The organism is uncultured Serinicoccus sp. (assembly GCF_947487915.1).
Lineage (GTDB): Bacteria > Actinomycetota > Actinomycetes > Actinomycetales > Dermatophilaceae > Ornithinicoccus.
In genome coordinates this window covers 183,977-197,054 of the sequence record NZ_CANKYH010000004.1, presented here as the reverse complement: position 1 = coordinate 197,054, position 13,078 = coordinate 183,977, and the positions used below count along the sequence as shown (strand labels likewise).

The following is a 13,078-nucleotide window of genomic DNA, read 5'->3' as shown; positions in this document are numbered from 1 at the left end:
CGCCGTGCGTCAGCGCTCGACGAGGTCCTGAAGCCGGGCCAGACCCCGCTCGAAGTCCTTGCCCACGAGCCGGTCCATCGACAGGACCCGGCCGAGCACCCGCATGACGCCGGTGTGCTGCCCGGCCATGCTCCAGGTCACCAGGGTGCGGTCCCCCTCGGGCTGCGGGAGCAGGTCGAACCGGATGTCGTTGTCGGTCGGGAACGGCTTCTCGAAGTGCAGGTCGATCTGCACCGAGCGCGGCGCCCGAACCTGCGCGATCCGCATCGACCCGGCGCCGGCCTTGGTGCCGCCGTCCCAGGCATACTCCGACCCGACCCCCGACTTGGGCCCGGAGTAGCTGCGGTGCATCCGCGGGTCCAGCGCCTCCCACGGCGACCAGTCCCGCCAGCGCCGGAAGTCCACCAGCTCGGTGAAGATCCGCTCGGGGGCCGCCTGCACGAGGATGCTGCGCGAGGCGGCGTAGGGCAGCGGCGCCAGGGCCATGCGGGTCCCTCCTGTCACTGGTCGAACCACTGGGGCTCGTCGGGGTCCGGCCAGACCAGCTCCGGCCGTTGCAGGTCGGTGTTGTCGACGATCCACTCCGGCGCCCAGGTGCGGGCCTGCAGCCGGTAGAGACGCTGCGCCTCAACGTAGCGCGCGTTCGCCGGATGACCGGGCAGGCCGTCACCGGACACGCGGGACCCGGGGAACCGGGCGTTGCCCCGCGGCACCGTCACCGACTCCGGCGCGGTGACCAGGCAGGTGGCGTCCCACTCCCCCCGCAGCTCCGGGCGGCGCAGGAAGACCCCCTCGATGAGCAGGACGGCGTCGGAGGAGAGGGCGACCGGGTCGGCGGCCACGGCTTCGTCGCGGTGGACGTCGAAGACGGCGGGCACGATGTCCTCGCCCGCCCGGAACGGCCAGAGCACGGCCCGGCGCAGGGCGTCGTAGTCGTAGGAGTCCTGGTAGCAGGTCAGGCCCGTGCGACCGCGCGCGTAGCGCTCCTCACGGGGGTGGTGGAACCCGTCCACCGAGACCGCCTGCAGCTCCCGTCCGGCCACGTGCGGGGCGAGGGCCACCAGCTCGGCCGCCAGCCGCGTCTTGCCGACCCCGTCCGGGCCGTCGAGGGCGATGACCGCGCGCTCCCCCGGACGGACGGCGAGCATGAGCCCCAGCAGGTCGACGAGGACGAGCTGGCGCAGCGGCAGGAACCCGGGAGCAGTCACCCGCTCAAGGGTATGCGGTGGGTGTCGCCCCACTCCATGTAGACGCCGTTCTCGAGCAGCGTGGCGTCCGGCGGCGGCGGCTTCTCGACGAACCCGAAGGTGCGGTAGAGCGAGCGGGCGCGGGTGTTGTCCGCGCTCACGTCGAGCCAGACCCGGCGGACCCGGGGGCCGGCCAGCGCGTGCTCGAGCAGGTGGCGCAGGAGCAGCCGCCCCAGCCCCTGGCCCCGACCCTCGGGCGCCACGACCATGCGGCGGATCTCCACGACGTCACCACCGCCGACGCCGACGAGGATGCCGAAGGCGATGACCCGGTCGAGCCGGTCGACGAGGACCCAGTGCTCGAGGTCGGGGTCCTGCAGCGCCTGCTCGTGCCAGTCGTGCCCGCCCTGGCCGAGGAAGGGGCTGGTGTCCATCGCCTCCTCGAAGCTCACCACGGCCCCGAGGTCGCTGCGCCGCGTCTGCCGCAGGTGCGACCCCACCACCAGACCACCGCGGTCCCGGCCCAGCGGGCGGTCCCGCACGTGCGGCGTGCCGCTGGCCCGCGGGGTCGTGACGACGATCATCTCGAGGTCGTCGTCGCCGTCGTTGCGCATGAAGTGCCGGGTGCGCGGCGGCACCTCGATGCCGGACTCGGGAGGCACCTGCACCTCGCGGCGCCCGAGCGTCATCGTGCCGGTGCCCGCGAGGACGTAGAAGAACTGGCGACCCCGGTCGTGGGTGTGCGGCTGGGCGGCGGTCCCGGACGGCATGTGCTCGTGCACCACGGTCAGGTCGGTGCGGTCCACGAGGTGGAACGCGCGGCACACCTCGTGCCACGTCGACTGGCGGGCGGTCTGCCGGCTGATGGGGTCCGGTGCCATGACCAGACGTTACCCGGTGGCCTGTTGCCGGCGCGTTACCCGACGGTCACGGTGGCGCCGGCCGACGAGCCGGCCCCGTCCTCCGGCTCGCCCATCTCCTCGGCGATCCGCATGGCCTCATCCAGCAGGGTCTCCACGATCTGGCTCTCGGGCACGGTCTTGATGACCTCGCCCTTGACGAAGATCTGTCCCTTGCCGTTGCCCGAGGCGACCCCGAGGTCGGCCTCCCGGGCCTCGCCCGGACCGTTGACGACGCAGCCCATCACGGCCACCCGCAGCGGCACCTCGAGCCCCTCCAGACCGGCGGTGACCTCCTCGGCGAGGGTGTAGACGTCGACCTGAGCCCGCCCGCAGGAGGGGCAGGAGACGATCTCCAGCTTGCGCGGCTTGAGGTTGAGGCTCTGCAGGATCTGGTTGCCGACCTTGACCTCCTCGACCGGCGGGGCGGACAGCGAGACCCGGATGGTGTCGCCGATGCCCTGGGACAGCAGCGCCCCGAAGGCGACCGAGGACTTGATGGTGCCCTGGAATGCCGGGCCCGCCTCGGTGACCCCGAGGTGCAGCGGCCAGTCGCCCCGCTCCGAGAGCATCTCGTAGGCGCGCACCATGACGACCGGGTCGTTGTGCTTGACCGAGATCTTGAAGTCGTGGAAGTCGTGCTCCTCGAAGAGCCCGGCCTCCCACACGGCGGACTCCACGAGGGCCTCGGCGGTCGGCTTGCCGTACTTGTCCAGCAGCCGCTTGTCCAGCGACCCGGCGTTGACGCCGATGCGGATCGAGACCCCTGCGTCCTTGGCGGCCCGCGCGATCTCCTTGACCTGGTCGTCGAACTTGCGGATGTTGCCCGGGTTGACCCGGACGGCCGCGCACCCGGCGTCGATCGCCGCGTAGACGTACTTGGGCTGGAAGTGGATGTCAGCGATGACCGGGATCTGCGACTTCTTCGCGATCGCCGGCAGGGCGTCGGCGTCGTCCTGGCTCGGGCAGGCGACCCGCACGATGTCGCACCCGGTCGCGGTGAGCTCGGCGATCTGCTGCAGCGTCGCATTGATGTCGGTCGTCGGCGTGGTCGTCATCGACTGGACCGAGATCGGGGCGTCGCCGCCCACCTCCACCTTGCCGACCTTGATCTTGCGGGTCGGGCGCCGGGGCGCGAGGACGGGGGGCGGCGCGGAGGGCATACCGAGCGAGATGGGGACACCAGCAGTCATGCGCCCATTGTCGCACCCCGGCCTGGTGTCTCCCTGGGCGACCGCTGGGCGCGTCAGCCGATCTGCACGGGGCGGACGATGTCGGCGTAGATGAGCAGCACGGTCATCCCCAGGAGGCCGAGGGCCACCGCATAGGCGACCGGCAGGGCGGCAGCCGTGTCCACCGGGCCGGGTGCGGGTCGGCGGAACACCCGCGCCCAGGTCTTCTTCACGCCCTCCCACAGCGCCCCGGCGATGTGCCCACCGTCCAGCGGCAGCAGCGGGATGAGGTTGAAGACGAAGAGCGCCATGTTGAGCGAGGCCAGCAACGACACGAGCAGCCAGAAGCGCTCCTGCGCCGTCTCCACCAGGCCGTCCAGGCCGTCCTGGGTGACCTCGCCGGCCACGCGTCCGACCCCGACGACCGACATGGGGCCGTTGGGGTCGCGTGCCTCGGTGCCGAAGGCGGCCTGCGCCACGTCCACCATCCGCTGCGGGAGGGTGAGCACGATCCCCGCGGTGCCGGTGAACATGTCCGCGGTGGCCGCGACGGGACCGAGCTCGACCACCTCCGGCGAGGCGCCGAGGAACCAGACCTCGCCGGTCACCGGCTCGCCGTCCGCGTCGCGGACCGGCGTCCCGTCAGCCTCGACCAGCATCCGCTCGCGCTGCACCAGGTCGGCCGTGAGGGTCTGCTCGGTGCCTGCTCGTTCGATGACGAACTCCGTCGGCCCACCCGCGTTCTGGATGGCGAACATCGTGTCGGACCAGTCCTGGACCCGCTCCCCGCCGACGGACACGATGGTGTCGCCGGGCTGCAGGCCGGCGGCGACCGCCGGGGACGGGGGCTGCCCGGCGCAGTCCTGGCTCGTGACGTCCTCGTTGACGCAGGCGGAGACCTGGCCGATGGTCGACGTCGCTGCGGGAATCCCCGGGCCGAGCACCAGCATCGTGACGAGGCCGAAGCTCAGGGCGAGGTTCATCAACGGCCCCCCGGACATGACGACGACCCGTTTCCAGACCGGCAGCCGGTAGAACACGCGGTCCTCGTCGCCGGGCCCGACCTCCTCCAGCGACTCCTCCCGGGCCTGCTCGACCATGAGGTGCAGCGGGTTGGAGCTGCTGGCCCGCAACCGCCCCCCGTCGCCGGCGCGGGGCGGGAACATCCCGATCATCCGGATGTAGCCGCCCAGCGGGATCGCCTTGACGCCGTACTCGGTCTCGCCCCGGGTGCGTGACCAGAGCGTCGGGCCGAAACCCACCATGTACTGGGTCACCCGGACCTTGAAGAGCTTGGCCGGGACGAGGTGGCCGATCTCGTGCAGGGCGATCGAGACGGCGATGCCCACGAACACCACCAGCACGCCGAGCAGGTAGAGCATGGGTCCTCCTCCTCAGCCCCGGCCGGGGGACTGGATCCGGTGGGCTGCGGCGGCCCGCGCCCAGGCGTCGGCGGCCAGCACCTGGTCCACCGAGAGGTCAACACCTGCGGCGGCGGTGGAGTTCCCGGCGTGCTCGCCCACGACCCGACCCACGACCTCGACGATGCCCGGGAAGGGCAGCGCACCGTCGTGGAACGCGGCGACGCACACCTCGTTGGCGGCGTTGTAGACCGCCGGGAAGGTGCCACCCTCCTGGCCGACCTGACGGGCCAGCCGGACCGCGGGGAAGGCTTCGTCGTCCAGCGGCAGGAACTCCCAGCTCGTGGCACGGCTCCAGTCGCAGGCCGGGGCGACGTCGGCCAGGCGGTCCGGCCAGGCCAGGCCGAGCGCGATGGGGATGTGCATGGTCGGCGGCGAGGCCTGCGCGATCGTCGAGCCGTCGACGAACTCGACCATGGAGTGGACGACCGACTGCGGGTGGACCACCACGTCGATGGCCTCGAAGGGGACGTCGAAGAGCAGGTGGGCCTCGATGACCTCCAGGCCCTTGTTGACCAGGGTCGCCGAGTTGGTGGTGACCACCTGCCCCATGTCCCAGGTCGGGTGGGCCAGCGCCTGCTGCGGGGTGACGTCCGCCAGCTGGTCGCGAGTCATGCCGCGGAAGGGTCCCCCGCTGGCGGTGAGCACCAACCGGCGCACCTCGTCTGCCCTGCCCGAGCGCAGCGCCTGCGCGATAGCGCTGTGCTCGGAGTCGACCGGCACGATCTGCCCGGGCGCGGCGGCACCGGTGACGAGGCGGCCACCGACGATGAGGGACTCCTTGTTGGCCAGGGCGAGCGTGCTGCCCGCGCCCAGGGCGGCGAGGGTCGGTCGCAGGCCGATGCTGCCGGTGACCCCGTTGAGCACGACGTCGGCCCCCGCACCGGAGACCCGGACCACCCCCTCGGCCCCGGTGAGGACCTCGGGCCGGTATGCCGGCCGGCCCGCCGCGCGGGCGGCCTCGGCCAGCGCCTCGTCGAGGTCGGCGGCGACCGCGTCGTCCTCCCGGGCGACGGCCACCTGCTGGACCTCGAGCTCGACGGCCTGGGCGGCGAGGAGGCCGAGGTCGCTCCCACCCGCGGCCAGGGCCTGCACCCGGAACCGGTCGGGGTGCGCGCGGACGACGTCGATGGCCTGGGTGCCGATCGAGCCGGTCGAGCCGAGGATGGTCAGGGTGCGTGCACTCACACCGGTCATTGTGCCTGCCGACGCCGTCAGGTCGGCGCGTGGCGGGGCGACGGCACCGGGTCGACCACCCGCGACACCCACTCGAGCACCACGGCACGCAGCGCGTCCGGTGACGTCGGTGCGAAGGTCAGCGTCGGCCGTGCGGCGGGGTGGTCGTCCGGCGCACGGGCCGTGGGCGGGCCCTCTCGCGGCGTGCCGGGCGCCCACGCGACGTGGCAGCCCGACGCCCCGACGGCGAGCAGGACGGACTCCTCGGTCCCCGAGCCGGGCCGCGCGAGGGTGAGCTCGGCCAGCAGGCCTGCCCCGAGCGCGTCCGCCGCGGCGTCCGGGTCCTCCGGGTCCAGGACCACCGGCTCACCCCGACCCGGTCGCGCGTCCGGGGGCAGCACCGGCGCGAGGGCCTCCTCGGCGAGCTGTCCCGGGTCGACGAGCAGGTCGAACCCGTGCCACCCACCCCCGTGCAGGTCCTCGGCCACGCCGCCGGCCGCGATGAGGTGCAGCAGGCGCAGGTCGGGGCGCTCCTCGGCGCCGGCGAACCGCCGCTCGACGACGAGCAGGGCCTCGGCGGCCAGGCGGACGTCGAGCATGACGAGCACGAGGTCGGTGAACGCGGTCCCGGTCGTGAGCGCGCCGTCGGCATCGAGCAGACCGCGACCCTGCAGCGACAGCAGGGCCTCGGCACGGGCCGGCCGGGCCCGCTCCGGGGTCGCCGGTGGGTCGGCGCCCGGTGCCGAGCCGGTGACGCGGCCGTGCCGGGCAGCTCCCTCGTCGAGGGCGGTGGCGTCGAGCAGCCGGTCGTGCGCGTCCTCGAGCAGCTCGAGCTCCACGGCCGTCACCACCAGCACCGGTCCGCCCCGGGGGCCGGTGCCGGTCGGGGTGGTCCCGGGCCCGGTCGGGGTGGTCCCGGGCCCGCTCGGGGTGGTCCCCGGCTCGGGCCCGCCGTCCGGGTCGCTCACGGTAGCCACCGTCCCAGCCGCACCGGGCCGGGCAGCACGGGCACGCGGACGACCGGCATGAGCAGTGGGTCGAACGCCCGACGCCACCAGTCGCGGACGGGTTCCGTCCCAGGGAGGCGACCGACGACGCGGTCGACCAGCTCGTCGGAGGGCAACCGCACCCTCCCCGCGGGCAGCCCCACGACCCGATGGCGCGGGTCGCCCGCTGGACCGAGCACGGGAGCGAGCACCTCCCCCGCGCGCCGCACCCGTCGACCGAGCTCGGCGCGCGCTGCGGCCCGAGCGTCGAGGAGGGTCCTTCGGACGTCCTGGAGCCGCCTCGCGGCCCGCTGGGACGCGAGCGCCACCGCTCGACCGGTCCGCCGCAGGAAGGGTGGGCCGTGCCTCCGGGCATACCGGACGAGGGCCGAGCCGCCGTCCCACGCCGCGTTGCCCAACGACCAGGCCGCCCACGCCGTGAGGAGGCCGACGCCGGCCCCACCGACCGCTGGATGGACGAACGTGCCCGGCACCACCATGAACCCTCCGAGGATCCCGGCAGCCGCGAACCCCCGCGTCACCTCGCCCCGCCACCCGGCGTAGCCGCCGCCGTCACGCACGTCGCCCCACGCGCCGAGCCAGGCCGTGACCAGGCGGTGCGGCCCCGGCACGAGCGCCACCCGCCCGAGGACGGCCCCTCCGCGGACCCGCACCAGGGCGCGCAGCCGGGACAACGCGTGCGCGGCGCGGCGTCGTGCCTGCCGCCGCACGTCGGCGGCCCGCGACCAGCGGGCCCGGGCCAGCTGGAGGGCGAGCTGGGTGGTGCGGACCACCCGCTCACCGGTCCCCCAGGCATACCCGAACGCCTCCACGGCCTTCCTGGGCGCGGTGGCCAGGTCGCGCACCTCCTGAACGAGCTCCCAGGCCTGCGCCACCCGGCGCGCGGCACCGCGCTCGCGCTCCCGGAACTCGTCCTCGGCGGCCGCGACCCGGCGCCGCGCGAGCGCCTCCTCGTGCTGCAGCTGCTCGATCCGGCGCCGCCGGAGCAGCTCGAGCCCCGGCTCGGGCGGTGGTCCCGGCAGCTGCAGCGCCAGGACCTCGGCCCGGGCCCGCTCGGCCCGCCGGGTCCACGTGTGCACCTCCCGGGTCGCCACCCGTGCCGCGGCCGCGCAGTCCAGGACGGCCGCCGCCGCCTCCCGGGGCGGGGCTGCCGCCGCACGGGTGACCCGGTGCACGGCACGGGTCCGCGCGGCCGCCTGCCAGGCGGCGAGTCCGGACCACCCCGGCTCCTGCGGAGCCCCGCTCAGCAGGCGGTCGGCCGCCGCCTCGATCCGCTCCCCCTCCGCCCGCAGCTGCAGCGCCGCGCGCTCCATCTCCTCCGGCGACGTCCCCAGCACCGAGGTGCTCACGGCACCGGCCCCGTCCTCGGCCCACCGGCCCACCTCCCTGCCAGAGACCGCTCCAGCCCCAGGTAGTCGGCCCGCGCCTGCCGCACCGCCCGCGCAAGCGACTCCCCCTGTCCGGCGACCTCGCGCAGCCCCGAGCGCCAGCGATCGCAGGCGTCGGTCGCCGCCCGGCTGAGCAGCCCACCGCCGGCCGCCACGGCCACGGTCACCAGGGCGCGGGCGAGCCCGTCGGCGACCTCCTCCAGGACTCCCCCGGCCGCCTCCAGCTCCCCGGCCGCCGCCTCCAGGTGCTCGGCGTCCACGCGCACGGCATACCCCATGTGTGCTCCCCCTCGTTCTCGCACCGGGCCCGGCAGGCCCGACTCATACCGAGGCTAGGGCAGCCGCTGCCGTCCGGGGGGAGTTGTCCACAGGCGACCGGGGGCGCTCACCCCCGCAGCACCGGCCGCAGCCCGTCCAGGACCGCGACGTCCTCGATCGTCGAGGGCACCATCGGGGTGTCGCCGTCCGCGATCTGACGCATCGTCCGGCGCAGGATCTTGCCCGACCGCGTCTTGGGCAGCGCGTCCACGACATCCACCCGGCGCAGGGAGGCCACCGGGCCGACCTCGGCCCGCACCCGGTCCACGAGCTCCTCGCGCAGGCGTGCCTCGCCGGCCTCGTCCGGGTCGATCCCGGCCTTCAACACGACCAGGGCCCGGGGCACCTGCCCCTTGAGGTCGTCGGCCACGCCGATGACGGCGCACTCCGCGACCGCCGGGTGCCCGGCCAGCGCCTCCTCCAGCGCGCCGGTGGACAGGCGGTGCCCCGCCACGTTGAGCACGTCGTCAGTGCGGCCCATGACGTAGACGTAGCCGTCCTCGTCGACGTAGCCGCCGTCGCCGGACAGGTAGTACCCGTCGTAGGCGGACAGGTAGGAGGAGACGTAGCGCTCGTCGTCCCGCCACAGCGTGGGCAGGGTGCCGGGCGGCAGCGGCAGCCGCAGGCAGATCGCCCCCTCCGTCCCGGCGGGCACCTCCTCGCCCCGCTCGTCGAGGACGCGTACGTCGTAGCCGACGGTGGCCGGGCCCGGACTGCCGGGGCGGATGTCCAGCAGGGCGCCGTCGGGGCCGACCGGGTTGATGGCGATCGGCCAGCCGGTCTCGGTCTGCCACCAGTTGTCGACGACCGGGACGCCGAGGTGGTCGGACGCCCACCGCCAGGTGTCCGGGTCCAGGCGCTCCCCGGCGAGGAAGAGTGCGCGCAGCGAGGAGAGGTCGTGACCGGCGACGAGCTCGGCGTGCGGGTCCTGCTTCTTGATGGCCCGGATCGCGGTCGGGGCGGTGAATGCCGCGACCGCGCGGTGCTGGGCGATCAACCGCCAGTAGGCCCCGGCGTCCGGGGTGCCGACCGGCTTGCCCTCGAAGAGGATGGTCGTGGCCCCGGTGAGCAGCGGGGCGTAGACGATGTAGGAGTGGCCGACCACCCAGCCGACGTCGGAGCCGCACAGCCACGTCTCCCCCGGTTGGACGCCGTACAGGTGCGTCATCGACCAGCGCAGGGCCACGGCATACCCCCCGCTGTCGCGGACGATCCCCTTGGGCCGCCCGGTCGTGCCGGAGGTGTAGAGGACGTAGAGCGGGTCCGTCGCCTGCACCGGCACGCAGGCCGCCGGGGCGACGGCGTCAGGGTGCATGAGGCTGGCCCAGTCGAGGTCGCGCTCCCCGAGCTCGCAGGTCAGCTGCTCGCGCTGGAGGATGACGCAGTGGTCGGGCTGGTGCGCCGACCGGGCGATCGCCTCGTCCAGCATCGGCTTGTAGGGCACCACCCGGCTCGGCTCGATGCCGCAGCTGGCGGAGACGACGACCGTGGGTCGCGCGTCCTCGATGCGCGCGGCGAGCTCGGCCGGGGCGAAGCCCCCGAACACCACCGAGTGCACCGCACCGATACGGGCGCAGGCCAGCATGGTGATGACCGCCTCGGGGACCATCGGGAGGTAGACGACGACGCGGTCGCCCTTGCCCACCCCGAGGTCGCGCAGCACGCCGGCGAAGCGGGCCACGAGGTCGAGCAGCTCGGCGTAGGTCCAGCTGCGAACGGTCCCCGTGACCGGGCTGTCGTGGACGAGGGCCGTCTGGTCGGCGCGACCGTGCACCACGTGCCGGTCCAGGGCGTTGTAGCAGACGTTGAGGGTGCCGTCCGGGAACCAACGGTAGAAAGGGGCGTCCCCGGCGTCCAGGACCTCGCGCGGCCGGTGGATCCAGTCGATGCCGCGCGCCGCCTGCTCCCAGAACGCCCGGGGGTCGGCGAGGCTGGAGGAGACCTGCGCGCGGTAGGCCTGCTGCGGGGTGGCGTCGCTGCTCATGGGGCCATCACACACCCGCGGGACGGCCGCGCGCCAGCACCGGGCGCCGGGCGGTCGTGCGCGCGCGACGGGCGGTGCCGGGGGCCGCGGACGTCGGCCGCTAGGGTCCCACGGTATGCAGCAGCGCCAGGGCCCGGTCAGCGAGCAGGTCTGCGACCGGCCGGTCGGTGCGGGAGAGACCTTCGAGGTGCGCTACGGCCGCGTCGAGCCGCGCCCGTGCCCTGACCACCGCGAGGTCGAGGACCCCGGCACCTGGCGGCGCTGGCTGCAGGCCGAGGGTCCGCTGCCGCCGCTGCGGGTCCAGGGCCTGGACCTCACCCTCGACCGCGAGCTGCTGCTGGCCCGCGACGACCTGGGCGACCTGGTGGTGCTCGGCGGTCGCCTGGACGCCGAGATCGAGGCGCACCTGCGCCGGGCCGGGGCCCTCGTCTTCCCGGCCGCGCCGCATGCGCCCGTCGACCCCTACCGGGCCCACCTCTACACCGCGCAGGAGCTCTACGCCGGCCTGGACGAGCACGGGTACGACGGCACCCCGGACGCGCGCGCCTACCGCTGGTCCGCGGACGCGACGCTGCGCCACGACGCCTACGTCACGGCGCTGCGCGCGATCCACGACGACGCCATGACCGACGCCCTCGTCGCCGCCCTGGACGGCCGGAGGGTCGTCGGCGTCATGGGCGGGCACGCGCTGCGACGGGGGACGGAGGACTTCGCCGCTGCGGCGCTGCTCGGCCACCGTCTCGCCGTCGGCGGCGCCGTGGTCCTGACCGGCGGCGGTCCGGGTGCCATGGAGGCCGCCAACCTCGGGGCCTGGGCCGGCGACGAGGAAGTGCTCGACCGGGCCCTGCAGGAGCTGGGGCAGGTGCCCGACTTCGCACCGGACATCGGGGACTGGGCGCGGCCGGCGCTGCGGCTGCGGGCCGAGGCCGGGACCGGCGAGGCCGCAGGCCCCCGCCGATTGCGCAGCGTGGGCATCCCCACGTGGTACTACGGCCACGAGCCGCCGAACGCCTTCGGCCAGCTCATCGCGAAGTTCTTCTCCAACGCGCTGCGCGAGGACCTGCTCCTCGCGCGGTCCCGGCACGGCCTCGTCGTCCTGCCCGGGGCTGCCGGGACGGTGCAGGAGGTCTTCCAGATGGCGACCCGGCTCTACTACGAGGTGGACGCCGAGGACGGGCTCAGCCCCGTGGTCCTGGTGGGCCGGGAGCACTGGACGACCCGGTTGCCCGTCTGGCCGCTGCTGGGAGCGCTCGCCGCCGGGCGGCCGATGTCGGGTGCCCTGCACCTGGTCGACACCGTGCAGGAGGCCGCGGACCTCCTGCGCTGAGGCCTGCCGTCAGGTGGGCTCGGCGGTCGCCGCCAGCTGCCCGCAGGCGCCGTCGATGTCCGAGCCACGGGTGTCGCGCACGGTCGTGGGGATCCCGTGGGCCAGCAGCCGCTCGACGAACTGCTGCTCGACCCCGCGGCGGGAGGCGGTCCACTTGCTCCCCGGCGTCGGGTTCAGCGGGATGGGGTTGACGTGCACCCACCCGCGCCCGCGCGCGTTGAGCTTCTCGCCCAGCAGGTCGGCCCGCCACGCCTGGTCGTTGATGTCGCGGATGAGGGCGTACTCGATGGACACCCGTCGACCCGTCGTCTCGAAGTAGCGACGGGCGGCGTCGAGGGCCTCATCCACCTTCCAGCGGGTGTTGATCGGCACCAGCTCGTCGCGCAGCTCGTCATCCGGGGCGTGCAGGGACAGGGCCAGCGTGACGGGGATGCCCTCGCCAGCCAGCTTGTCGATGGCCGGGGCCAGCCCGACGGTCGACATGGTCACCCCCCTCGCCGACATGCCCAGGCCGTGCGGCGAGGGGTCGACGAGACGGTGGATCGCGCCCAGGGACGCCTTGTAGTTGGCCAGCGCCTCGCCCATCCCCATGAAGACGACATTGCTGACCCGCACCTGCTCGGCGGCGTCCCCGTCGCCCTCCCCCCCGGCCAGCTGGCCGTGCCGCAGCGCCCGGGCCGCGGCGACGACCTGCTCCACGATCTCGGCGGTCGACAGGTTGCGGGTGAGCCCCGCCTGGCCGGTCGCGCAGAAGGGGCAGTTCATCCCGCACCCGGCCTGGCTGGAGATGCACATGGTCACCCGGCCGGGGTAGCGCATGAGCACCGACTCGACCATGGCGCCGTCGTGCAGCCGGTGCACCTGCTTCAGCGTCGCACCGTCGTCGGCGGACAGGGCGCGCACCGGGGTGAGCAGCGGGGGCAGCAGGCCCTCGACGAGCTCGCGCCGGCCGGCCTTCGGCAGGTCGGTCATCTGGTCGGGGTCGGTGACCAGCCGCTCGAAGTAGTGGCGGCTCACCTGGTCGGCGCGGAAGCCGGGGATGCCCAGCTCGGTGGCCCACTCCTTGCGCCCCGCCAGGTCGTGGTCGGCGAGGTGGGTCGGGGCCTTGCCGCGGCGGGGCGCTTGAAAGGTGAGCTGGCCGGGGACGGGTCGGGCGGCGGTCGGGGCGGGGAGATCGGTCGTCATGGCCCTCCCAGTGT

Annotated in this window: 12 protein-coding genes; 1 reads left to right on the top strand and 11 read right to left on the bottom strand. The window is 74.4% G+C overall.

Annotated features, from left to right (window positions below; translation table 11 throughout):
* Positions 1-9: 9 nt before the first annotated feature.
* From Q0795_RS06310 to Q0795_RS06265, 10 genes are all read right to left on the bottom strand, one after another.
* Entirely contained in the window at positions 10-486 is a 477-nt protein-coding gene (locus tag Q0795_RS06310; protein WP_298888013.1) for an SRPBCC family protein, read from the bottom strand.
* 14 nt (positions 487-500) lie between these two features.
* Positions 501-1,208, bottom strand: coding sequence for a uridine kinase (locus Q0795_RS06305; RefSeq protein WP_298888010.1), 708 nt, complete (start codon positions 1,206-1,208; stop codon positions 501-503).
* On the bottom strand, positions 1,205-2,068 hold the full coding sequence (locus tag Q0795_RS06300; protein ID WP_298888008.1) for a GNAT family N-acetyltransferase: 864 nt from the start codon (positions 2,066-2,068) through the stop codon (positions 1,205-1,207). Before Q0795_RS06300 ends, Q0795_RS06305 begins: the two co-directional genes overlap by 4 nt.
* A gap of 35 nt (positions 2,069-2,103) precedes the next feature.
* On the bottom strand, positions 2,104-3,279 hold the full coding sequence (gene ispG / locus Q0795_RS06295) for a flavodoxin-dependent (E)-4-hydroxy-3-methylbut-2-enyl-diphosphate synthase (protein WP_298888006.1): 1,176 nt from the start codon (positions 3,277-3,279) through the stop codon (positions 2,104-2,106).
* A gap of 53 nt (positions 3,280-3,332) precedes the next feature.
* Positions 3,333-4,640, bottom strand: a complete 1,308-nt coding sequence (locus tag Q0795_RS06290; protein ID WP_298888004.1) for an RIP metalloprotease — start codon at positions 4,638-4,640, stop codon at positions 3,333-3,335.
* 12 nt (positions 4,641-4,652) lie between these two features.
* The gene (gene dxr / locus Q0795_RS06285; RefSeq protein ID WP_298888002.1) at positions 4,653-5,876 is read right to left on the bottom strand and encodes a 1-deoxy-D-xylulose-5-phosphate reductoisomerase; all 1,224 of its coding nucleotides are present in this window, start codon (positions 5,874-5,876) and stop codon (positions 4,653-4,655) included.
* Between the two features lie 17 nt (positions 5,877-5,893).
* Positions 5,894-6,823: a hypothetical protein gene (locus tag Q0795_RS06280; RefSeq protein WP_298888000.1), complete on the bottom strand. Its 930-nt coding sequence runs from the start codon at positions 6,821-6,823 to the stop codon at positions 5,894-5,896.
* Positions 6,820-8,211 carry a hypothetical protein gene (locus Q0795_RS06275; protein ID WP_298887998.1) on the bottom strand — a complete coding sequence of 464 codons (1,392 nt, stop codon included), beginning with the start codon at positions 8,209-8,211 and terminating at the stop codon, positions 6,820-6,822. Before Q0795_RS06275 ends, Q0795_RS06280 begins: the two co-directional genes overlap by 4 nt.
* Complete coding sequence (locus tag Q0795_RS06270; protein WP_298887996.1) at positions 8,208-8,528, bottom strand: hypothetical protein; 321 nt, start codon at positions 8,526-8,528, stop codon at positions 8,208-8,210. The genes Q0795_RS06275 and Q0795_RS06270 overlap by 4 nt, the downstream gene beginning before the upstream one ends.
* A 107-nt stretch (positions 8,529-8,635) precedes the next feature.
* Positions 8,636-10,552: an acetate--CoA ligase gene (locus Q0795_RS06265; protein WP_298887994.1), complete on the bottom strand. Its 1,917-nt coding sequence runs from the start codon at positions 10,550-10,552 to the stop codon at positions 8,636-8,638.
* 115 nt (positions 10,553-10,667) lie between these two features.
* On the opposite strand from Q0795_RS06265, the gene Q0795_RS06260 reads away from it, so the two are divergent.
* The gene (locus tag Q0795_RS06260; RefSeq protein ID WP_298887992.1) at positions 10,668-11,879 is read left to right on the top strand and encodes an LOG family protein; all 1,212 of its coding nucleotides are present in this window, start codon (positions 10,668-10,670) and stop codon (positions 11,877-11,879) included.
* A gap of 9 nt (positions 11,880-11,888) precedes the next feature.
* Here Q0795_RS06260 and rlmN read toward each other — a convergent pair whose 3' ends face one another.
* Positions 11,889-13,064 (bottom strand): 23S rRNA (adenine(2503)-C(2))-methyltransferase RlmN, encoded by a 1,176-nt coding sequence (rlmN, locus tag Q0795_RS06255; protein ID WP_298887990.1) that lies wholly within the window; start codon positions 13,062-13,064, stop codon positions 11,889-11,891.
* Positions 13,065-13,078: the final 14 nt, after the last annotated feature.

Coding starts and splice junctions, on each gene's coding strand:
- dxr (WP_298888002.1), bottom strand. CDS start 5,876: ATGACCGGTGTGAGTGCACGCACCCTGACCATCCTCGGCTCGACCGGC.
- rlmN (WP_298887990.1), bottom strand. CDS start 13,064: ATGACGACCGATCTCCCCGCCCCGACCGCCGCCCGACCCGTCCCCGGC.
- Q0795_RS06270 (WP_298887996.1), bottom strand. CDS start 8,528: ATGGGGTATGCCGTGCGCGTGGACGCCGAGCACCTGGAGGCGGCGGCC.
- Q0795_RS06310 (WP_298888013.1), bottom strand. CDS start 486: ATGGCCCTGGCGCCGCTGCCCTACGCCGCCTCGCGCAGCATCCTCGTG.
- Q0795_RS06300 (WP_298888008.1), bottom strand. CDS start 2,068: ATGGCACCGGACCCCATCAGCCGGCAGACCGCCCGCCAGTCGACGTGG.
- Q0795_RS06260 (WP_298887992.1), top strand. CDS start 10,668: ATGCAGCAGCGCCAGGGCCCGGTCAGCGAGCAGGTCTGCGACCGGCCG.
- ispG (WP_298888006.1), bottom strand. CDS start 3,279: ATGACTGCTGGTGTCCCCATCTCGCTCGGTATGCCCTCCGCGCCGCCC.
- Q0795_RS06265 (WP_298887994.1), bottom strand. CDS start 10,552: ATGAGCAGCGACGCCACCCCGCAGCAGGCCTACCGCGCGCAGGTCTCC.
- Q0795_RS06290 (WP_298888004.1), bottom strand. CDS start 4,640: ATGCTCTACCTGCTCGGCGTGCTGGTGGTGTTCGTGGGCATCGCCGTC.